This is a genomic window from Amycolatopsis sp. NPDC024027, assembly GCF_040638975.1.
Lineage (GTDB): Bacteria > Actinomycetota > Actinomycetes > Mycobacteriales > Pseudonocardiaceae > Amycolatopsis.
Genome location: NZ_JBEZYY010000008.1, coordinates 219173 through 243377, shown reverse-complemented (window position 1 = coordinate 243377; position 24205 = coordinate 219173). Strand labels below are relative to the sequence as shown.

The 24205-nt window shown below is 74.4% G+C and carries 2 protein-coding genes (1 of these 2 only partly in view); both read right to left on the bottom strand.

Annotation, left to right across the window (positions count from 1 at the left end):
* On the bottom strand, positions 1–7099 hold the 5' portion of the coding sequence (locus AB0F52_RS21865; protein ID WP_360173757.1) for a type I polyketide synthase. Its footprint begins 2813 nt before the window's first position; the window shows 7099 of its 9912 coding nt (coding positions 1–7099); its start codon is at positions 7097–7099; the stop codon falls past the left edge of the window.
* On the bottom strand, positions 7100–24205 hold the full coding sequence (locus tag AB0F52_RS21860; RefSeq protein ID WP_360173754.1) for a type I polyketide synthase: 17106 nt from the start codon (positions 24203–24205) through the stop codon (positions 7100–7102).

The following is a 24205-nucleotide window of genomic DNA, read 5'->3' as shown; positions in this document are numbered from 1 at the left end:
CCGCACCGCGGAAGAACACCGACCAGTCGACGTCCTGCCCGACCACGTACAGCGACGCGACCGCCGCCAGCACGCTCTCAACGTCCGCACGGTCCTTACGCAACGCCGACGCCAGCGTTCCCTCAACGGACTCCGCCGCCATCGCCGTCAGCACACCGTCCGGACCCAGCTCCAGGAACCGGGTCACACCCTGATCGGCCAGATAGGTCACGCCGTCGTGGAACCGGACCGTTTCCCGCACGTGCCGGACCCAGTACTCCGGCGACGTCAGGTCGTCCGCCAGTCGTCCGGTCACATTCGACACCACCGGAATCGCGGGCGCGTGGTAGGTCAGCGTTTCCGCGACCCGGCGGAACTCCGCCAGCATCGGCTCCATCCGCGCCGAATGGAACGCATGACTCACCGACAACCGACGCGACTTGCGGCCCTCGAAACGCTCGACGACCGAGGAGACCGCGTCCTCATCACCAGAGAGCACCACCGACGACGGGCCGTTCACCGCCGCCACCGACACACCCTCGACCAACAGAGGCAGCACCTCGGCCTCGGTCGCCTGCACCGCCACCATCACGCCACCGGCCGGCAGGGCCTGCATCAACCGGCCACGCGCCGCCACCAAGGCACACGCGTCCTCCAGAGAGAACACCCCGGCGACATGCGCCGCCGCCAGCTCACCGATCGAATGCCCGACCAGGAAATCCGGGGTCACACCCCAGGATTCGACGAGCCGGAACAACCCGACCTCGACAGCGAACAACGCCGCCTGCGCGTACATCGTCTGATTCAACAGCTCGGCGTCCTCGCCGAACATCACCTCGCGCAAAGAATCCACCTGCGCGCACACCGCATCCACCACATCGGCGAACACCGCGAACGCGTCATACAACTCCCGGCCCGCACCCAACCGCTGCGCACCCTGACCGGAGAAGAGAAACGCCGAGCGACCCGACTCCACCACCCCGGAGACCACACCCGGAACCGACTCGCCGTCCGCCAGCGCAGCGAGCGCCGCAACACGGTCACCGGCCAGCACCACCGCACGGTGCTCCAGCCGCGCCCGCGTCGAGGCCAACGCGAAACCCACGGCAACCGGATCTTCGTCCACAGTGGATCCCAAAGCTCGCGCCTGCGCACGCAAGGCATCCGCGGTCCTGCCCGACACGAGCCACGGCACGACCGGAGACACCGTGGTGACACCGGCCTCCGCTTCCTCGTCGGGAGCCTGCTCCAGCACGACGTGCGCGTTCGTGCCGCTCATCCCGAACGACGAGATCCCGGCCCGGCGCGGCCGTCCGCCCGCCGGCCAGGGGACCGGCTCGGTCAGCAGCTCGATGTCGCCGGCGGTCCAGTCCACGTGCGACGACGGCTCGGTCACGTGCAGCGTCCGGGGCAGCAGCTCGTTCCGCAACGCGAGCACCATCTTCATGACGCCGGCGACCCCGGCGGCGGCCTGCGTGTGCCCGATGTTCGACTTCACCGACCCCAGCCACAACGGCCGTTCCCGGTCGCGCCCGTAGGTCGCCAGCAACGCCTGCGCCTCGATCGGGTCACCCAGCGCGGTACCCGTCCCGTGCGCTTCCACCACGTCCACCTCGGACGCGGCCACCCCGGCCGACGCCAGCGCCGCCCGGATCACCCGCTGCTGCGACGGGCCGTTGGGCGCCGTCAGGCCGTTCGACGCACCGTCCTGGTTCACCGCGGACCCGCGCACCACCGCCAGCACCGGATGCCCGTTCCGCCGCGCATCCGACAAGCGCTCCACCAGCAGCATGCCGGCGCCTTCGCCCCAGCCGGTGCCGTCCGCGTCGTCCGAGAACGCCTTCACCCGGCCGTCCTCCGCCAGCCCGCGCTGCCTGCTGAACGCCTGGAACGCGGTCGGGGTCGACATCACGGTCGCGCCGCCGGTCAGCGCCATCGCGCATTCGCCCTGCCGCACCGCCTGCACCGCGAGGTGCAGCGCCACCAGCGAGGACGAGCACGCGGTGTCCACGGTCAAGGTCGGGCCTTCGAGGCCGAGCGCGTAGGCGATCCGGCCGGAGAACACGCTGCCCGCCGTTCCGGTGCTCGCGTGGCCCTCGGTGTCCGCGGTCGGATCCATCACGAGCACGGAGTAGTCCTGCCCGTTGGTACCGACGAACACGCCGATCTGGCCGCCCCGCAGCGAGGTGGGGTCGATCCCCGCGCCCTCGATCGCCTCCCACGACGTTTCGAGCAGCAGCCGCTGCTGCGGGTCCATCGCCACCGCCTCGCGCGGCGACACCCCGAAGAAGCCCGCGTCGAACTCCGCGGCACCGTCGAGGAAGGCACCGCGCCGCGTGTAGACCTTGCCGGGCTTGCCCGGCTCCGGGTCGTAGAGGTCGTCGAGGTCCCAGCCCCGGTCGTCCGGGAACGACGTCAGCGCGTCGGCCCCGTCGGACAGCAATCGCCACAACGCGGCCGGCGAGTCGGCGCCGCCGGGGAACCGGCAGCTCATGCCCACGATCGCCACCGGCTCGTCGCTGCTGGCCCGGCCCGGTTCCGGCGATGGTGCCGCAGTACCGGCGCCGAACAGCTCGGCCAGCAGCATTCCGGCCAGCGCTTCGGCCGTCGGGTAGTCGAACACGATGGTCGAGGGCAGCGACAGCCCGGTCGCCGCGCCGAGCACGTTGCGGAACTCCACCGCGGTGAGCGAGTCGAAGCCCAGTTCCCGGAACGCCCGCGTCGGCTCGATGTCCTCGGGACGCGCGTAGCCGAGCGCGGCGGCGGCGTGTGCGCGCACGAGTTCGAGCACGGCACGCGGCCGTTCGGCTTCGGTGACTCCGGCGAGCGTCGCGCCGGTCGCGGGACCGGCCGCGGCGAGCACCCGGCGGGCCTCCGGCAGGTCGCCGAGCAACGCGCTGGGCCGGGCGGCCGTGAAGCTCGGCGCGTAGCGGTCCCAGTCGACATCGGCGACGGCCACGAAGGCATCGCCGACCGAGCCGGGCAGCGCGCTCAGCGCGAGCTCCGGCGCCATGGGCGGCAGTCCGCCGCGGCGCGCCCGGCCGGCCACCTCGTCGGCTGTCGCCAGCCCGGTCTCCGCCCACGGTCCCCACGCGATCGACGTCGCGGGCAGGCCGAGCCCGCGCCGGTGCTCGGCCAGCGCGTCCAGGTAGGCGTTCGCGGCCGCGTAGGCGCCCTGGCCGGCCGCGCCCATCGTCGCCGCGAACGAGGAGAACACCACGAACGCGTCCAGCGCGAGCTCCCGCGACGCCTCGTCCAGGTTCCGGGCCGCCAGTGCCTTCGCCCGCACCACGCGGGCGATCTGTTCCGGCGTCACGGACTCCAGCACGCCGTCGTCGAGCACCGCGGCGGCGTGCACGATGGCCGTCACCGGCACCTCGGCACCCGCCGAGGCCAGCAGCTCGCCGCACGCCTCCCGGTCGGTGACGTCGCACGCGACCACCGACGCGACGGCACCGGCTTCCTCGAGTTCGGCGGCCAGCTCAGCCGCCCCGTCCGCGGCCAGGCCGCGGCGCGACGCCAGCACGACCCGCTCCGCACCCGCGTGCGCGGCCCAGCGGGCGACCCGGGCCCCCAGCGCGCCCGTGCCGCCCGTGATCACGACGGTGCCGCGGGGCTGCCACTCGGCCACCGGCGCGGCGGCCCTCGTCAGCCGCCGCCCGTACCCGCCGGACTCCCGGATCGCGACCTGGTCCTCGCCCGCTGTTCCGGCCAGGACCGCGCACAGCCGCCCGGCCGTGCGCTCGTCGGGCTCCGCGGGCAGGTCGACCAAGCCACCCCACCGGTCGGGCAGTTCGAGCGCGGCCGTCCGGCCCAGTCCCCAGAGCTGCGCCTGCCGCGGTGCCGTCACCAGGTCACCGCGACCGGCGGACACCGCGCCCGAGGTGGCGAGCCAGAGCGGCGCGTCGAGCCCGGCGGCACCGAGCGCCCGCACGAGGGCGACGGTCGCCGTGACCGGTTCGGTGAACTCCGCGTCCGGCGTCTCGTCGAGCGCGAGCAGCGACAGCACGCCGCTGACGGCTTCGTCACCGGCCGCCGCGCGCAGCCGCTCGGGGGAGACGTCCCCGACGTCGAGCGACACGACGGAGGCACCGGCCGCCGACAACCCCTCGACGAGGCGGGCCTGCCGCTCGGTGCCGCCCGTCACCACGAGCCAGCGGCCGGACAGCCGGGCCTCGTTCCGCGACAGGAGCTTCCACGAAACCCCGTACCGCCAGCCATCCACTGTGGACCGTTCGAGCCGGCGCCTCCGCCACGCCGACAGCGCGGGCAGGACCGGGCCGAGCTCCGCCTCGCCGACCCCGAGCTCGCGGGCCAGCCGCTCGACGTCGTCGCTCTCGACGGTCGCCCAGAACCCGGCGTCGACGGCATCGGCCGGAGCCGTGTCCTCTCCGGGTTCGAGCCAGTACCGCTCCCGCTGGAAGGCGTAGGTCGGCAGGTCGACCGGCCGGGCTTCGTGCCCGCCGAACACGACGTCCCACTCCGGCGCCACGCCACGGACGTACAGCTCGGCCAGCGACGTCAGGAACCGGTCGCGGCCGCCGTCGCCGCGGCGCAGGGTCCCGACGGCGACTGCCGCGCCGGTCGTGACCCGTTCCAATGTCTCCTGCACCCCGACGGTGAGCACCGGGTGCGAGCTGACCTCGACGAACGCGGTGTGCCCCTCGGCCGCGAGCGCGCGGATCGCCGTCTCGAACCGCACCGGCTGCCGCAGGTTGGTGTACCAGTACCGGGCGTCCATCGTCGCGGTGTCGAGCCACTGGCCGCTCACGGTGGAGAACAGCGGCACCTCACCGGCCCGCGGACGGACCGGGGCGAGCGCGGCCAGCAGCCGCTCCTCGATCCGTTCCACCTGCGCCGAATGCGACGCGTAGTCGACCGCGATCCGCTTCGCCCGCACGCCGTCGGCTTCGCAGGCGGCCACCAGCTCGGCCAGCGCGGCGGGCTCGCCGGCGACGACCGTCGAGGACACGCCGTTGACGGCGGCCGTCGAGATCCGCGGCTCCCAGCGGGCGATGCGTTCGCGGACGGCGGCTTCCGGCAGCGCGATCGACACCATCCCGCCGTCGCCGGAGAGCACCTCGCGGATCGCCTGGCTGCGCAGCGCGACGATCCGGGCGGCGTCGGCGAGCGAAAGCGCCCCGGACACACACGCCGCGGCGATCTCACCCTGCGAGTGGCCGACGACGGCGTCCGGCTCGATCCCGTGCGCCCGCCAGAGCGCCGCCAGCGAAACCATCATGGCGAACGACGCAGGCTGCACCACATCGACGCGCTCCAGCATCTCCGCGTCGGCCAGCACGTCAAGCAGCGACCAGTCGACGAACTCGGCGAGCGCGTCACCGCACTCCCGCATCCGCGCCGCGAACACTTCGGAGCTGTTCAGCAGCTCCGTGGCCATCCCGGCCCACTGCGTGCCCTGGCCGGGGAACACGAACACCGTCCGGCCGGTCACGTCCGCCACGCCCCTGGTGACGCCGGCCCCGTCCGAGGCCACCGCCGCGACCCCGGAGCACAGCTCGGCCCGCGTCGACCCGACGACGACCGCGCGGTGCTCGAACGCCGACCGCGACGTCGCCAGCGAGAACCCGATGTCGACCGGCCGGGCGCCGATCTTGTCCACCTGCGGCAGCAGGGTCGTGGCCTGCGCGCGCAGCGCGTCCGCCGACCGGCCGGACAGCGGCCAGGCCACCACGGGCCCGGTGTCGGGTACCGGGCCCACTTCCGCCGGCTCGGGGGCCTGCTCGACGAGCACGTGCGCGTTCGTGCCGCTCACCCCGAACGACGACACAGCCGCGCGCCGGACGCGTTCGCCCGCCGGCCACGGCTGGGGTTCGGCGAGCAGCCGCACGGCGCCCGAAGACCAGTCCACGTGCGTGGTGGGCCGCTCGACGTGCAGGGTGCGCGGCAACGTCTCGTTGCGCAGCGCCTGCACCACCTTGATGATCCCGGCGACCCCGGCCGCGGCCTGGGTGTGGCCGATGTTCGACTTGATCGAACCGAGCCACAACGGCCGGTCCCGGCCCTGCCCGTAGGTGGCGAGCAGCGCCTGCGCCTCGATCGGGTCGCCGAGCGCGGTGCCCGTGCCGTGCGCCTCGACCACGTCCACATCGGACGCCGCGAGGCCCGCGTCGGCGAGCGCCTGCTTGATCACCCGCTGCTGCGACGGCCCGTTCGGCGCCGTGAGACCACTGCTCGCGCCGTCGGAGTTGACGGCGGAGCCGCGCACCACGGCCAGGACCGGGTGGCCGCGCCGCTGCGCGTCCGAAAGCCGTTCGAGCAGCAGCATCCCGGCGCCTTCGCCCCAGCCGGTGCCGTCGGCGGCGTCGGAGAAGGCCTTGCAGCGGCCGTCCCGCGCGAGCCCGCGCTGGCGGCTGAACTCGACGAACCCGCCGGGCGAGGACATGATCGTGACGCCGCCCGCGAGCGCGAGCGAGCACTCGCCCTTGCGCAGCGCCTGCGCGGCGAGGTGCAGCGCGACGAGCGACGACGAGCACGCGGTGTCGACCGAGACGGCGGGGCCTTCGAGACCGAGCGCGTACGCCACCCGGCCCGAGGCGATGCTGGGGAGGTTGCCGTTGCCGAGGTGCCCGAGCACCTCCTCGGAAAGGCCCGGCAGGTCGGTGGCGTAGCCGGCGTACATGACGCCGGTGAAGACGCCGGTCCGGCTGCCGCGCAGCGACGCGGGCACGATGCGAGCGCGCTCGATCGCCTCCCACGCGGTCTCCAGCAGCAACCGCTGCTGCGGATCCGTCGCCGCCGCCTCGCGGGGCGAGATGCCGAAGAACGCCGGGTCGAACCCGGCGACGTCGTCGAGGAAGCCGCCCTGGTCCACGTAGGAGGTCCCGGGCCGGCGGGAGTCGGGGTCGTAGACGCGCGCGGTGTCCCAGCCGCGGTCGCCGGGAAACGGCGACACGGCGTCGATCCCGTCGTCGACGAGCCGCCACAGGTCTTCCGGCGAGTTCGCGCCGCCGGGGAACCGGCAGCCCATCCCGACGATGGCGATCGGCTCGGTGCCGCTCGCCTCCAGCTCCTGCAGCCGGGCCCTCGTCTCGTGCAGGTCGGTCGTGACCCGCTTGAGGTACTCGACCAGCTTCCGTTCAGATCCGTCTGACGACATTCAGCCGAACTCCCTGTCGATGAAATCGAAGATCTCGTCGGTCGAGGCGCCGCTGAGGGCCTCGGCCGCGGAAGGGCCTTCGCCCGGGCGTCGCGCTCCGTTCCACGTGGACAGCAGGGCCCGCAGCCGGGCGCCGATCCGGTCGTGCTCCTCGTGTTCGACCGAGCCGGCGGTCGCGGACAGCTGCTCCGCGAGCCGGTCGAGCTCGGCGTGCACGGCCGGTTCCCCGTGGCCGGCCGGGTCGAGGTGCGGGGCGAGCTCGCCGAGCAGGTGCGTCGCGAGCGAGGCCGGTGTCGGGTAGTCGAACAGCGTCGTGGCCGGCAGTTTCAGCCCGGTGGCGCCGCTGAGCCGGTTGCGCAGCTCGACGGCGGTCAGCGAGTCGAAGCCGATCTCCATGAACCCGCGTTCGGCCGGCACGGCCTCGTGCGTGGCGTAGCCGAGCACCGCGGCGGCCTCGGCCAGCACGATGTCGAGCACGGCCGGGCCCCGGTCCTTCTCCGCCAACGTCTCGAGCCGCTCGGCGAACGCGGGGCCCCCGCTCGCGGCACTCGACGCGGTGGGCCGCGCCTGGCCGCGAGCCGGGCGGACGAGACCACGCAGCGGCGCCGGCGCCGTGTCGGCGCGCAGCCGGGCCGGGTCGAGCCGGATCGGCACGACCACGGCGAGATCGAGCTGCCGCGCGGCGTCGAACGCGCGCAGGCCGTCGGCGACGTCGAACGGCCGCACGCCGGACGCCGCCATGCGCCGCACGCCGGCCGCCCCGAGCTCACCGGCCATCCCCCCACCGGCCCACGGGCCCCAGGCGAGCGAGGTGACGGTGCGGCCGCCCGCCCTGCGGTGCGCCGCGAGCGCGTCGAGGAACGCGTTGGCCGCGGCGTAGTTGCCCTGCCCGGCGTTGCCGAGGATCCCGGCGGCCGACGAGAAGAGCGCGAACAGCGCGAGGTCGTCGTAGGAGGTCAGCTCGTGCAGGTGCACCGCGGCGTCGACCTTGGGCCGCAGCACGTGTTCGAGGCGTTCGCCGTCGAGCGCGGTGAGCACGCCGTCGTCGACCACGCCCGCGGTGTGCACGACTCCGGTCAGCGGGTGTTCGGCGGGAACCCGGTCCAGCACGGCGGCCAGTTCGGCGCGGTCGGCCACGTCGCACGCGGCGATCGTGACGTCGGCGCCGAGCCCGGCCAGCTCGGCGGCCAGTTCCGCCGCACCGGGTGCGTCGAGGCCGCGCCTGCTGAGCAGCAGCAGCCTGCGTGCGCCGTGTTCGGTGACCAGGTGCCGCGCCACGTGCGCGCCGAGGCCGCCGGTGCCGCCGGTGACCAGCACCGTGCCCGCCGGATCCAGCGGCGCGGGCAGGGTGAGCACCACCTTGCCGATGTGCTTGGCCTGGCTCATGTGGCGGAACGCCTCCGGCGCGCGGCGGATGTCCCACGACGTCACCGGAAGCGGCCGCAGCACGCCGCGTTCGACCAGCTCGACGGCCTCGGCGAGGATCTCGCCGATCCGGTCGGGACCCGCGTCGCCGAGGTCGAACGGGTGGTAGCGAAGGCCGGGCCGGGCCTCGGCCCGGACGTCGGTCTTGCCCATCTCGACGAAGCGGCCGCCCTCGGCCAGCAGGTCGAACGACGCGTCGACGAATTCGCCCGCGAGCGAGTTCAGCACGACGTCGACACCGGCTTCGTTCGCCTTCCGGAAGGTCTCGGCGAACTCCAGCGTGCGCGACGAAGCGATGCGGTCGTCGGGGATGCCGAGCTCCCGCAGCGCCTCCCACTTCGCCGGGCCGGCGGTGCCGAAGACCCGGGCACCGAGGTGCCGCGCGAGCTGCGCCGCGGCCATGCCGACGCCGCCCGCCGCGGAGTGCACGAGCACCGACTCGCCCCGCTGCACCCCGGCGAGGTCGACGAGCGCGTAGAAGGCGGTGATGAACGCGATCGGCAACGACGCCGCGTCGGTGAACGACCAGCCGGCCGGCATCCGCACCACCATGCGGTGGTCGGCGACCACCAGCGGGCCGTACGCACCGTGGAACATGCCGAGGACGCGGTCGCCGGGCACGAACCCGGTGACGCCCGGCCCGACCTCCGCGATCACGCCGGCGCCCTCGAGCCCCATCGGGCCCGCCTCGCCCGGGTACATGCCGAGCGCGTTGAGGACGTCGCGGAAGTTCACGCCGGCCGCGCGCAGCGAGATGCGCACCTCGCCGGCGCGAAGCGGTGCGGCGGCCTCGGGAGCGGGCAACGGGCGGAGGTTGTCCAAGGTGCCCTTGTCGGTGCTGTCCAGCCGCCACGGCACGTCGCCCGCCGGGAGTTCGAGGAGCCCGGTGTCCGCCCGCTCGAGGCGGGGCACGGACAGCTCGCCCGCGCGCACCGCCAGCTGGGGTTCGCCGGAGGCGACCGCGGCGATCACCGCGGCGCCGGGAGTCTCCTCGTCGTCGACGTCGATGATCGCGAACCGGCCGGGGTGTTCGGCCTGCGCCGTGCGGAGCAGGCCCCACGCGGGGGCGAACGCCAGGTCCCGGATGTCCTCGCCCGGTATCGCGGCGACCGCGCCCCTCGTGACGAAAGCGAGCTTCGCGCCGGCGAACCGGTCGTCGGCGAGCCAGTCGCGCACGAGGTCGAGCACTCCGCCGACGGCGGTCCGGACGTCGGCGGGAACACGTCCGGTGGTGTGCCCGTTCAACACGCACGGCACGAACACGAGATCGGGGCGCGCACCCCCGTCGATGGCCGCGCCGAGGTCGGCCAGCGTGCGGTGCGAGGTCGCCTCCACCTCGGCACCCAGCCGGCCCGCCAGCTTGAGCTGGTCGTCGCCGAGGACGACGCAGTTCTGGTCCCCGGGCTCGGTCTCCGGGGCCCGCGTGTGCCACGCGAGCCGGTACAGCGAGTCGAGCGGCCGGTGCCGGAGCTCGCTCGCCTGCACCGTGCGCAGCGCGAGCGAGCCGATCGAGGCCACCGGGCGGCCACCCGGATCGGACACGGCGAGCGAGAGCGACTCGGGGCCGGCCTTCGCCAGCCGGACCCGCAGGCTCGACGCTCCGCTCGCGTGCAGCGAGACCGCCGACCACGAGAACGGCAGCCGCCCGGTTCCGCCGTCGGCGAGCGGCAGGAAGACCAATGCCTGCAGGGCACCGTCGAGCAGCGCCGGGTGCAGGCCGAAGGACGCGGCGTCGCCGGCGGCCCGCTCGGGCAGCGCGACCTCGGCGTACACCTCGTCGCCGAGCCGCCACGCGGCGGTCAGGCACTGGAAGCTGGGCCCGTACTGGGCGCCGGCGTCTTCGCCCCGGTCGTAGAAGCCGTCGAGGTCGATCGGTTCGGCGTCTCGCGGCGGCCAGCTCGTGAGCCGCAGGTCCGGGGTGACGGCCTGCGGAACGAGAACGCCGCCGGCGTGCAACGTCCACGGCGCGTCGTCGTCCTGTCGCGAGTGGACGGTGAGCTTGCGGGCGCCGTCGTCGTCCGGCTCGCCGACGACGACCTGGAGCCGGACGCTGCCCTCGCCGGGGAGCACGAGCGGCGCGGCGAGCGTCAGCTCCTCCACCTGCGCGCAGCCGACCTCGTCACCCGCGCGCACGGCCAGTTCGAGGAACGCCGTGCCGGGCAGCAGGGCGTTGCCGAGCATGACGTGGTCGGCGAGCCACGGGTGCGTCGCCACCGAGAGACGGCCGGTGAACAGGATCCCGCCGGATTCGGCGAGCGGCGTGGCCGCGCCGATCAGCGGGTGCCGGGTCGCGGTCAGCCCGAGCCCGCTCGCGTCGAGCGAGCCCGCCGGTACGTCGATCCAGTAGCGCTGCCGTTGGAAGGCGTAGGTGGGCAGGTCGACCCGGGTGGTGCCGGGGAAGAACACCGGCCAGTCGACGTCCTGCCCGGCGACGTACAGCGACGCCACCGCAGTCAGCACGCTCTCTTCCTCGGCACGATCCTTCCGCAGGGCCGACACCAGCGTGCCCTCGACGGATTCCGCCGCCAACGCGGTCAACACACCGTCCGGTCCGAGTTCCAGGAACCGGGTCACCCCGTGCTCGGCCAGATATGTCACGCCATCGTGGAACCGCACAGTGCTGCGCACATGCTGGACCCAATACTCCGGCGAGGTCAGGTCTTCGGCCGGTGTCCCCGTCACGTTGGAGACGATCGGAATCTCGGAGGCGTGGAACGTCAAACCCTCGGCGACCCGCCGGAACTCCGCCAGCATCGGCTCCATCCGCGCCGAATGGAACGCATGACTCACCGACAACCGACGCGTCTTCCGGCCCTCGAAACGGGCCACGACCGACTCGACCACGTCCTCATCACCAGAAAGCACCACCGACGACGGGCCGTTCACCGCCGCCACCGACACACCCTCGACCAACAGAGGCAACACCTCGGCCTCCGTGGCCTGCAGCGCGACCATCACGCCACCGGCAGGCAGCGCCTGCATCAACCGGCCACGCGCCGCCACCAACACGCACGCATCCTCCAAAGAGAACACACCCGCAACATGCGCCGCCGCCAGCTCACCGATCGAATGCCCGACCAGGAAATCCGGTCGGACACCCCACGACTCCACCAGCCGGAACAAACCCACTTCGACGGCGAACAACGCCGCCTGCGCATACATCGTCTGATTCAACAACTCGGCATCGTCACCGAACATCACCCCACGCAAACCGTCCACCTGCGCGCACACCGCATCCACCACACCGGCGAACACCGGGAACGACTCATACAACTCTCGCCCGGCACCCAGCCGCTGCGCACCCTGACCCGAGAACAGAAACGCCGAACGACCGCCCGAAACGGCACCCGACACCACACCCGGAACCGAACCGCCGTCCGCCAGCGCAGCCAGACCCGCCAACGCTCCGGCCCGATCCGCCGCCAGCACCACCGCGCGGTCCTCGAACACCGCCCGCGACGACACCAACGCCGCACCCAGCTCAGCCACCCCGAGCTCCGGACGACCGTCCACAAAAGACTGAAGACGCCCCGCCTGCGCACGGAGAGCCGCGCCACCACGACCCGACACCACCAGCGGAACCACGCCACCGGACTGCTCCGGCTCGATCGGCTCGGCCTCGCCGGGGGCCGGCGCCTCCTCGACGATCACGTGCGCGTTCGTCCCGCTGACCCCGAACGCGGAGATCCCGGCCCGGCGGGGGTGTCCGTTGCGCTGCCACGGCACCGGCTCGGTCAGCAGCTCGATGTCGCCGGCGCTCCAGTCCACCTGCGCCGACGGTGCGTCGACGTTCAGGGTGCGCGGCAGCACCTCGTTCCGGAGGGCCTGCACCATCTTGATCACGCCGGCCGCACCGGCGGCGGATTGCGTGTGCCCGATGTTCGACTTGACGGAACCGAGCCACAGCGGCCGGTCCCGGCCGTCGCCGTAGGTCGCCAGCAGCGCCTGCGCCTCGATGGGGTCACCGAGCGCGGTGCCGGTGCCGTGTCCTTCGACGGCGTCCACTTCGGACGGTTCCAGGCCGGCGTTGGCCAGTGCCTGGCGGATCACCCGCTGCTGCGAAGGGCCGTTCGGCGCGCTGAGCCCATTGGAGGCGCCGTCGGAGTTCACCGCCGAACCGCGCACGACGGCGAGCACCGGGTAGCCCCGGCGCCGGGCTTCGGACAGCCGGGTCAGCAGCAGCATGCCGGCCCCCTCACCCCAGCCGGTGCCGTCGGCGCCCTCGGCGAACGCCTTGATCCGGCCGTCCGCGGCGAGGCCGCCCTGCCGGCCGAACTCGGCGTAGGCGCCGGGGGTGACCATCACGCTCACCCCGCCGGCCAGCGCCATCGTGCATTCGCCCTGCCGCAGCGCCTGCGCGGCCAGGTGCAGCGCGACCAGCGACGAGGAGCACGCCGTGTCCACCGTGACGGCGGGCCCTTCCAGCCCGAACGTGTAGGCGATCCGGCCGGACGCGACCGCGCTCGACCCGCCGGTGAGCAGGTGCCCGCGCAGCTCTTCGGGGACCTCGCGCAGCCCGGCGCCGTAGTGCTGGCTGCCGCACCCGACGAAGACGCCGGTCGAGCTGTTCTTCACCGACAGCGGATCGATCCCGGCCCGCTCGAACGCCTCCCACGACGTCTCCAGCAGCAGCCGGTGCTGCGGGTCCATGGCGGTCGCCTCGCGCGGCGAGATCCCGAAGAACGCCGGATCGAACTCGGCGGCGTCGCGGACGAACGCACCGATCCGCGCGTAGTCCTTCGCCTTGGGATCGTCGAGGCCGGCGAGGTCCCAGCCCCGGTCGGCCGGGAATTCGCCCAGCGCGTCCTCGCCGCGGAACACCAGGTCCCACAGGTCCTCGGGAGACCGGACGTCACCGGGGTACCGGCAGCTCATGCCCACGATCGCCATCGGCTCGTCCGAGGCGACCGCGACCACCGGCCGCACGGCACGGTGGCCCGGCTCGCCCGCGACGAGCCCGGCGAGGTGCTGCGCGAGCCGGGTCGCGGACGGGAAGTCGAACGCCAGCGTGGTCGGCAGCCGCAGCCCGGTCTCGCCGGCGAGGCGGTTGCGGAGCTCGACGGCGGTGAGCGAGTCGAAACCGAGCTCGCGGAAGGCGCGCTCGGCGTCGACCGCTTCGGCGGTCTCGAAGCCGAGTACCGCGGCCGCCTGCGAACGGACGATCTCGAGCAGTTCGCGCGCCCGGTCCCCTTCCGGCAGCGCGGCCAGCCGCGACGCGAGCGACGGCCCGGCCGGATCGTCGGCGGGCTCGGCGTCCCGCAGAGCGCGGACGGCCTCGGGAAGCTCGTCGAGCAGCGGCCTCCGGCGGGCGGCCGCGAAACTCGGGGCGAACCGCCCCCAGTCGACGTCGGCGACGGCCAGGAACGTCTCGTCGTGCGCGATGGCCTGCGACAGCGCGAGGATCGCGAGCTCGGGAGCCATTCCCCGCACGCCGCGCCGGCTCAAGTGCCGCTCCGCGACGTCGGTCGCGGCGAGGCCGTCGCCCGCCCACGCACCCCACGCGATCGAGGTCGCCGTCAGCCCGTCGGCCCGGCGGCGTTCGGCCAGCGCGTCGAGGAAAGCGTTTGCGGCGGCGTACGCGCCCTGCCCGCCGCCACCCCACACCCCGGCGTTGGAGGAGAACAGGACGAACGCGTCGAGTTCCGTTCCGACCAGCAGTTCGTGCAGGTTCGCGGCCCCGCGGACCTTGGCCGCGGCGACGCGGGCGAGCTCGGCGGGCGTGGTGTCGGCGAGGGCGGCGACTCCGTCGACGCCGGCGGCGTGCATGACCGCACGCACCGGCTCGCCTCGATCCGCCAGCTCGCGCAGCAACCCGGCGAGCCGGTCCCGGTCCGCGACGTCGCACGCCGCGATCGTCACCTCGGCGCCGAGCTCGCGCAGTTCGGCGGCCAGCTCGGCCGCACCGGGGGCGGCCTCGCCCGCGCGCGAGGTCAGCACGAGGTGCTCAGCTCCCCGCCCGGCCAGCCACCGGGCGACGTGCCCGCCGATCGCCCCGGTCCCGCCCGTGACGAGAACCGTGCCTCGCGGCGTCCAGTCCCGCCCGGCAGCGGTGGCCGGCAACGGCGCACGCACGAGCCTCCGGGCCAGGACCCCGCTGTCCCGCACCGCGACCTGGTCCTCGCCGCCGGTTCCGGCCAGGACGGAGACCAGCCGGCGGGCCGCTCGCTCGTCGAACTTATCCGGCAGATCGACGAGCCCACCCCACCGGTTCGGCTCTTCGAGCCCGAACACCCGGCCGAGGCCCCAGATCTGGGCCTGCGCGGGCACGCGCGGCGGGTCCGACCGTCCGGTCGACACCGCGCCGCTCGTCACCAGCCACAGTGGCGCGTCGATTTCCACCTCGGACAGGGCCTGGAGCAGCGCGAGCGTGGCCTGCGCTTCGAGGAGACCGAGGACGGCCGCCGGGTGTTTGCCGGACAGCTCACGGGCCAGGCTCTCCCGATCGGCGACGTCGGTTCGGAGGACCTCCGATTCGGCGCCCGCGGCGGCGAGCGCCGTCACGATCCTCGTGACCGTCTCCTCGGCCACCCCTTCGCCGACGACCAGCAGCCACTCGCCGGAGAGGGTGGCTTCCTTCGCGGCAACGGGCTTCCACGTGATGCGGTAGCGCCATTCATCCACAATGGACTTGTTCCGGCTGCGGCGCCGCCACGACGACAACGCGGGCAGTACCGTGCCGAGCTCGTCCTCCGGCAGCGCCAGCTGACCGGCCAGCCCTTCGAGGTCCTCGCGGTCGACCGCGTCCCAGAAGGCCGTGTCCACCGCCGGGGCGGAACCGCGCTCGGGCGTGAGCCAGTACCGCTGCCGCTGGAACGCGTAGGTCGGCAAGTCGACGAGCCGCGGTTCGTGGCCGGCGAAGACCGCCTCCCAGTCCGGTGAGACGCCACGCACGTGCAGCTCCGCCAGCGAGGTGAGGAACCGCGCTTCGCCGCCCTCGCCCCGCCGCAGCGTGCCGACGACCACCGTCGGCTCCCCGGCGATCTCGTCGAGCGTCTCCTGGACGCCCATCGACAGCACGGGGTGCGAGCTCACCTCGACGAACGCGGTGCAGCCCTCGGCCGCGAGGACGCGGATCGCGGCCTCGAACCGGACGGGCTCGCGCAGGTTCGTGTACCAGTAGCGGCCGTCCACCGTGGTCCCGTCGGCCCACTCGCCGGTCACGGTCGAGAGGAACGGCACCCGCGGCGCGCGCGGCTCGATCGAAGCGAGGTCCGCGGCCAACCGGTCCTCGATGGCCGCCACGTGCGGCGAGTGCGACGCGTAGTCGACGGCGATGACCTTGGCGCGGACACCGTCCGCCGCGCACTCCGCCACGACGGTGGCCAGCGCGTCGGGGTCGCCGGACAGCACCACGGACGAGACGCCGTTGACGGCGGCGACGGCGACCCGCCCGCCGAGTGCGGCGATCCGCCGCTCGGCCTCCTCGGCGGGCAACGCGACGGAGGCCATGCCGCCGTGCCCCGAGAGGCACTCCGCGATGGCCTTGCTCCGCAGCACCACGACGCGCGCGGCGTCCGCCAGCGACAACGCCCCGGACACGCAGGCGGCGGCGATCTCCCCTTGCGAGTGCCCGACCACGGCGTCCGGGTGGATGCCGCGCGATTCCCAGAGCGCGGCCAGCGACACCATCACCGCGAAGGACACCGGCTGCACGACGTCGACCCGCTCCAGCAGCGCGGCGTCGGTCAGCGCGTCCTGGAGCGACCAGTCGACCAGCTCGCCGAACGCGGCGGCGCACTCCGCCATCCGCGCCGCGAACACCGGCGACGAGCCGAGCAGTTCCGCCGCCATGCCTGCCCACTGGGCGCCCTGGCCGGGGAACACGAAAGCCACCCGGCCGGTGACGTCGGCGACGCCGCGGACCGCGCCCGCGCCGGTCAGCCCGGCTGCCAGGTCCGCGGCGGCCGAACCCACCACCACCGCCCGGTGTTCGAACGACGACCGCGACGAGACGAGCGAGTAGCCGACGTCGACGGGCCGCTCCCGCGAAGACTCCACGTGTGAGGCCAGCCGGGCCGCCTGCTCCCGGAGGGCGGCCGCGGACCGCGCCGACAGCACCCACGGCACGACCGGCGAACCGGGACGCGCCGGGGCTTCGCCGACGTCCGGCGCCTGTTCGAGCACCACGTGCGCGTTCGTGCCGCTCATCCCGAACGACGACACCGCGGCCCGCCGGGGCCGCTCCCCGGCCGGCCACGACCGTTGTCCGGTCAGCAGCCGCACATCGCCGGCCGACCAGTCCACGTGCGGCGAGGGCTCCTCGGCGTGCAGCGTGCGCGGCAGAAGCTCGTTGCGGAGCGAGAGCACCATCTTGATGACGCCGGTGATCCCGGCGGCGGCTTGGCCGTGCCCGACGTTGGACTTGCCCGAACCGAGCCACAGCGGCCGGTCCCGGTCCTGCCCGTAGGTCGCGAGCAGCGCCTGTGCCTCGATCGGGTCGCCCAGCGGAGTCCCGGTCCCGTGCGCCTCGACGGCGTCCACATCGGACGGTTCGACGCCCGCGTCGGCCAGCGCCGCCCGGATCACCCGCTGCTGCGACGGACCGTTCGGCGCCGTCAGGCCGTTCGAAGCACCATCCTGGTTCACCGCCGAGCCCCGTAGCACGGCCAGCACCGGATGCCCGTTGCGGCGTGCGTCCGACAACCGTTCGACGAGCACCATCCCGGCGCCCTCGGCCAGCCCCATGCCGTCGGCCTGCGCGGAGAAGGCCTTGCACCGGCCGTCGGTGGCGAGCCCGCGCTGGCGGCTGAAGCCGACGAAGCCGATCGGATCGGCCATCACCGCCGCTCCCCCGGCGAGCGCTAGCGTGCACTCGCCGCCGCGCAACGCGCGGATCGCCAGGTGCAGCGCCACGAGCGACGACGAGCACGCGGTGTCGACGGTGAGCGCGGGCCCTTCGAGCCCCAGGGCGTAGGCGATCCGGCCGGACACCACGCTCGTCGACGAACCCGTGACGAGGTGGCCCTGCGCCTCGGCGGCCACACCGTCGGAGGTGGCGCCGAAACCCTGGTGGGATGCCCCGATGAAGACGCCGGTGGACGAGCCGCGCAGGGACGCCGGGTCGATCCGCGACCGCTCGAGCGTCTCCCACGCGCCCTCGAGCAGCAGCCGCTGCTGCGGGTCCATCACCGCGGCTTCGCGCGGCGAGATGCCGAAGAACGCCGGGTCGAACTCGGCCGCGTCGCGCAGGAACCCGCCGTCCCGCGCGTAGGTCGTGCCCGCCGCGGTGTCGTCGGCGGAGAAGAGCCGGTCGAGGTCCCAGCCGCGGTCGGCCGGGAAGCCGGAGATCACGTCGCCGCCGGAAGACAGCAGCTGCCAGAACTCCTCCGGGCTCCGGATGCCGCCGGGCAGGTGGCAGGCCATGCCCACGATCGCGATGGGCTCGTCGGCGACCCGGGCGGCCGGCGCGGCTTCCCCGCGGACGGGGTCCTCGCCGAGCAGCTCCGCGAGCAGGTGGCCGGCGAGCACCGCCGGGGTGGGGTAGTCGAAGACGAGCGTGGCGGTCAGCTTGAGCCCGGTGGCCGCGTTCAGCCGGTTGCGCAGCTCGACCGCGGTCAGCGAGTCGAAGCCGAGGTCGCGGAACGGACGCTCGGCCTCGATCAGCGCGCCCGCGTGCCCGAGCACGGCGGAAGCCTCGGCCCGGACGAGCTCCACGAGGGTCCGGGTCCGGTCCGCCTCGCCGAGCCGGGCGAGGCTGCGGCGCAACGCCGGCTCGCCGCCCGGGCCCCCGGCCGCGGCCCGCCTCGACGGCGTCCGGACCAGCCCGCGCAGCAGCCACGGCAGCGAGCCGGTGCGCGCCTGCTCCCGCAGCGCCGCCTGGTCCAGGCGGATCGGCACCTGCACCGCCTCGTCGAGCCGCCGCGCGCGGTCGAACAGCGCCAGACCCTCCGTTGTGGACAGTGGCGCCACCCCGATGCGGCGGAGCCGCGCCACGTCGGCGTCGGTGAGGTGCGCGGTCATCCCGCTGCGCTGCGCCCAGAAGCCCCACGCCAGCGCGACGGCGGGCAGGCCGCTCGCCCGTCGGTGCTGCGCGAGCGCGTCGAGGAAGCTGTTGGCAGCCGCGTAGTTGCCCTGCCCCGCGTCGCCGAAGATCCCGGCGCCCGCCGAGAACAGCACGAACTCCGCGAGGTCGAGCTCCCTGGTCAGCTCGTGCAGGTGCCACGCGGCGTCCACCTTGGGCCGCAGCACCGCGTCGAGCCGGTCCGGGGTGAGCGACTCGACGACGCCGTCGTCGAGCACGCCGGCGAGGTGCACCACGGCGGTCAGCGGATGCGCTGCCGGAATCCGCGCGAGCGCGCTCGCCAGCTCCTCGCGGTTCGCCGCGTCGCAGGCGACGATGTCGACTTCGGCACCGAGGTCCGTGAGCTCGGCCCGCAGCTCGGCCGCACCCGGTGCGTCCGCGCCGCGCCGCCCGAGCAGCAGCAGCCGGCGCGTGCCGGTGGCGGCCAGGTGGCGGGCGATCTCGGCGCCGAGCGTTCCCGTGCCGCCGGTGAGCAGCACGGTGCCGTCCGCCGGGCGGGCCCGCGGAACCGTCAGCACCACCTTGCCGACGTGGCGTGCCTGGCTGACGAACCGGTAGGCCTCGGGCGCGCGGCGCACGTCCCACACGCGCGACGGCAGCGGGTGCAACGCGCCCTCGGCGAACAGCCGCAGCACCTCGGTCAAGATCTCCTGGACGCGTTCCGGCGCGGCCTCCACCGCGTCGAACGCCCGGTACCAGACCCCGGCGGCGGCGACCTCCTCGGCGTCGCGGACGTCGGTCTTGCCCATCTCCACGAACCGGCCACCGTCGCGCAGGAGGCCCAGCGAGGCGTCGACGAACTCGCCGGCGAGGGAGTTCAGCACGAGGTCCATGCCGTCCCCGGCGAACCGCTCGGCGAAGCTCAGGTCCCGCGACGACGCGATGCGCGTGTCGTCGAGGCCCAGCTCGCGCAGTGCGGGCCACTTGCCCTCGCTCGCCGTGCCGAAGACGTCCGCACCGAAGTGGCGCGCGAGCTGGACGGCGGCCATGCCGACGCCGCCGGCCGCGGCGTGCACGAGAACGCGCTGCCCGGCGGCGATCCGGCCGAGGTCGACGAGGCCGTAGTACGCGGTCAGGAACACCACGGGCACGCCGGCCGCCCGCTCGAACGTCCAGCCGTCCGGCATGGGCACGAGCAGCCGGTGGTCGGTGATCGCGACGGTCGCGATGCAGTTCCCGCGGAAGATGCCGGTCACGCGGTCGCCGGGGGCGAGCCCGGTGACCCCGGCGCCGGTCTCGGTCACGACGCCGGCCGCCTCGCTGCCCATCATGGCGTCGTCACCGGGGTACATCCCGAGTGCGATGAGGACGTCCCGGAAGTTCAGCCCCGCGGCCCGGACCTCGACGCGGACCTCGTCGTGGCCGAGCGGCTCGTCCGCCGCGGCCGCGGGCAGCAGCGCGAGGCCGTCGAGCGCGCCCTTCTTCGCGGTGCCGAGCAGCCACGCGCCGTGCTCCGGCGGGACCAGTGCCGGGTGGTGCGCCGGCAGCTTCGCCAGCCTCGCCGCGCACACCCGGCCGTCCGCGACGACCAGCTGCGGCTCGCCCGAGCGCAGCGCGCCGAACAGCCCGTCGGGCAGCTCGCCGGACGTCGCCTCGGCGGCGCCGAGGTCGAGCAGCACGACCCGGCCGGGGTGTTCGGAGGCGGCGGACCGGAGCAGGCCCCAGGCCGCCGACGCGGCGAGGTCGGTCACCGGGCCGCCGGGCGTGCCGATCGCGCCGCGGGTGACGACCACGAGCCGCGCGCCGGCGAACCGCTCGTCGGCCAGCCATTGCTGGACGACCGCGAGCACCTGCTTCGTCGCCGTTCGCGTGGCCTCGGCGAGGTCACCGGTGCGTGCTCCCGAGTGCGGCAGGAAAACCAGCTCGGGCACCTCGTCGGGCAGCGCGTCCAGCTCGGGATACGCCTCGGCCGGCAGGCTCGCCGGAACGACACCCGCGGGGTCGTCGCCGAGCACCGCGCACCGGGGCGTCTCCTGCCCCGGCTCGCCGACCGACACCCAGTCGACGAAGTACAGCGAGTCGTGGCCGCGGTCCGGGGCGGTGTCCGGCGCGGCGAACGGCCGCAGCGCGAGCGAATCGACGGTCGCCACCGGCTCGCCGAGCGGGTCGGCGAGCGCGAGCGACACCGCGCCGTGGCCGGCCGGCGTCAGCCGGACCCGCAGCGCGGTGGCGCCGCTCGCGTGCAGCCGCACTCCGTTCCAGGAAAACGGCAGCAACGGCGAACCGGAGTCATCGAAGGCTCCCGTGAAGCCGATGGCGTGCAGCGCCGCGTCGAGCAGCGCCGGGTGCAGGCCGAACCCGGCGGCGTCCCGGCGAGCCTGCTCGGGCAGTTCGACCTCGGCGAACACCTCGTCGCCGAGCCGCCACACCGTGCGCAGGCCCCGGAACACCGGGCCGTAGCCGTACCCGCGCTCGCCGAGCGTCTCGTACGGGTCGCCGAGGTCGAGCGCGACGGCGCCCTCGGGCGGCCACGGCCCGGCCTCGGGAGCCGGCACGGACGCGTCCGGTTCGAGCACCCCGGTCGCGTGCCGCGTCCACGGCCGGTCGTCGCCGGTGTCCTCGGGTCGCGAGTGGATGACCAGCGAACGCGCACCGTCGCCGTCGGGCGAGCCGATGGCGAGCTGGAGCACCACCGCGCCGTTCTCCGGCAGCGGCAGGGCCGCTTCCAGGGTGAGCTCCCGGACCACGCCGCAGCCGACCTGGTCACCGGCGCGCACCGCCAGTTCGAGGAACGCCGTGCCGGGCAGCAGCACGCGGCCGCCGACCTCGTGGTCGGCCAGCCACGGGTGCGTGCGCGCGGACAACCGGCCCGTCAGCACGACCTGCTCGGACTCGGCGAGCGTCATCACCGCGCCCAACAGCGGGTGATCCGGCGAGCCGAGGCCGGCACCCGAGACGTCACCGCTCGCCGTGGCGGTCTCCAGCCAGTAGCGCGTGCCGCCGAAAACGTACGTCGGCAGATCCACCTTGCGCGCACCCGAATCCGCGAACGGCGCGATCCGGTCCGGTTCGAGGACACCGACCTGGGTCTCGGCCACCGACAGCAGGAACCGGCCGAGGCCGCCGTCGCCGCGGCGCAGCGACCCGACGGCGAACGCGTCGGCCCCGCGGTCCTCGATGGTCTCCTGGATGCCCGTCGTGAGCACCGGGTGTGCGCTCACTTCGACGAACGCGTCGCGCCCCTCGTCGAGCAGGGCGCGCACCGCCTCGTCGAACCGCACGGTGCCGCGCAGGTTGGTGTACCAGTACTCGGCGGTCAGCTCGCGCGTGTCCAGCCAGGCGGCGGTCACGGTCGAGAAGAACGGGATCCGGCCGGCGCGCGGCTCGATCGGAGCCAGGTCGGCGAGCAGGCGCTCGCGCAGCGACTCGACGTGCGCCGAATGCGACGCGTAGTCGACGGGGATGCGCTTGGCGCGCACGCCGTCGGCCCCACAGGCGGCGAGCAGCTCGTCGAGCGCGCCGGGTTCGCCGGCCACGGCGACCGCGCTCGGCCCGTTGACGGCCGCCACGGAAAGCCGGTCGGCGAACGGCTCGAGCAGCTCGCGGACCCGCTCGACGGGAGCCGCGACGGAGGCCATCCCGCCCCGGCCCGCCAGCTCCGCGGCGATGGCGATGCTGCGCAGCGCCACCACGCGGGCGGCGTCCTCCAGGGACAGCGCGCCGGAAACGCAGGCCGCCGCGATCTCACCCTGCGAGTGCCCGACGACCGCGGACGGGCGAATTCCGTTGGCCCGCCACAGTTCCGCGAGCGACACCATCATCGCGAACAGCGCCGGCTGCACCACGTCGACCCGGTCGAGGCCCGGCGCGCCGTCCTCGCCCCGCAGCACGGCGGTCAGCGACCAGCCGACGAACGGAGCCAGTGCGCGCTCGCAGTCCGCGATCCGCTCGGCGAACCGCGGCTCGGTGTCGAGCAGCTCGGCCGCCATCCCGGCCCATTGCGCACCCTGGCCGGGAAAGACCAGTACCGCGCGGCCCTCGGCCCGCGCGGTGCCGACGCGCAGGTTGGCGGCGGACTCGCCGCCGGCGAGCGCCCGCAGCCCCGCGGTCAGCTCCTCGACGGCCGAGCCGACGACGGCGGCCCTCCTCGGCAGCGCGGCCCGCGTGCTCGCCAGCGAGAACCCGATGTCGAGCGGGCTCGGCGCGTCCTCGTTGCCCACCGCGGACAGCAGCCGCGCGGCCTGCGCCCGGAGCGCGTCGTCGTCGTGTCCCGAGAGCAGCCAGGTCACCGGGCCCGGACGCGCGGCCGGTGCGGCGTCCTCGGTCGCTTCCGGCTCCGGCGCCTGTTCGAGGATCACGTGCGCGTTGGTGCCGCTCGCGCCGAACGCCGACACCGCCGAACGCCGCGGGCCGTCGCCGTCCGGCCACGGCGTCCGCTCGGTCAGCAGCCGGACCGTGCCCGGCGACCAGTCGACGTGCGGGCTCGGCGCGTCGACGTGCAGCGTGCGCGGCAGGCTGCCGTACCGCATCGCCAGCACCATCTTGATCACGCCGACCACGCCGGCGGCAGCCTGGGTGTGGCCGATGTTGGACTTGATCGTGCCCAGCCACAGCGGCCGCTCGGCCGGCCGCCGCGCGCCGTAGGTGGCCAGCAACGCCTGCGCCTCGATCGGGTCGCCCAGCGTGGTCCCGGTGCCGTGCGCCTCGACCGCGTCGACGTCCGAGGGGTCCAGCCTCGCGTCGGCGAGCGCGTCCTGGATGACGCGCTGCTGCGACGGTCCGTTCGGGGCGGTGAGCCCGTTCGACGCCCCGTCGGAGTTCACCGCGCTGCCGCGCACGACGGCGAGCACCGGGTGGCCGTTCTTCCTGGCGTCGGACAGCCGCTCGAGGACGAGCACGCCGACGGCCTCGCTCCAGCCGGTACCGTCGGCACCGGCCGCGAAGGCCCGGCAACGGCCGTCGGCGGAGAGCCCGCGCTGACGGCTGAACTCCACAAAGGACCGTGGCGTCGCCATCACCGTCGCACCGGCGGAGACGGCCATCGAGCACTCGCCCGCGCGCAGGGCCCGCACCGCGAGGTGCAGCGCGACGAGCGCCGAGGAACACATCGTGTCGACGGTGACCGCGGGGCCCTCGAGCCCGAAGCTGTAGGCGAGCCGGCCCGACAGCACCGCGGTGCAGCTGCCGGTGAGCACGTGCCCTTCGATGTCCTCGGTGGCGGCGATCGGGCCGGAACCGTAGCCCTGGTTGCTGGCGCCGACGAAAACCCCGGACCGGCTGCCGCGCAACGAGGACGGGTCGATCCCGCCGCGCTCGAACGCCTCCCAGGCGAGCTCGAGCAGCAGCCGCTGCTGCGGGTCCATGGCCGTCGCCTCGCGCGGCGAGATGCCGAAGAACCCGGCGTCGAACGTGCCGGCGTCCTCGAGGAAGCCACCCGAGCGGGTGTAGGTGTGCCCCGCGCGGTCCGGGTCCGGGTCGTAGAGCGCGTCGGTGTCCCAGCCGCGGTCGGCCGGGAACTCGCTGATCACGTCCCGCTCGTCGACGAGCAGCCGCCACGCGGCCTCCGGATCGCGCACCCCACCGGGCAGCCGGCAGCTCATCGACACGATCGCGATCGGCTCGCTGTCCTTGGCCTCGGCGGCGCGCAGCCGCTGCCGGGTCTCCCGCAAGTCGGCCGTGACGCGCTTGAGGTAGTCGCGAAGCTTCTGTTCGGTGTCCAT

Excerpts from the sequence above, each read along its gene's own strand:
- AB0F52_RS21860 (WP_360173754.1), bottom strand. The coding sequence starts at position 24,205 with ATGGACACCGAACAGAAGCTTCGCGACTACCTCAAGCGCGTCACGGCC.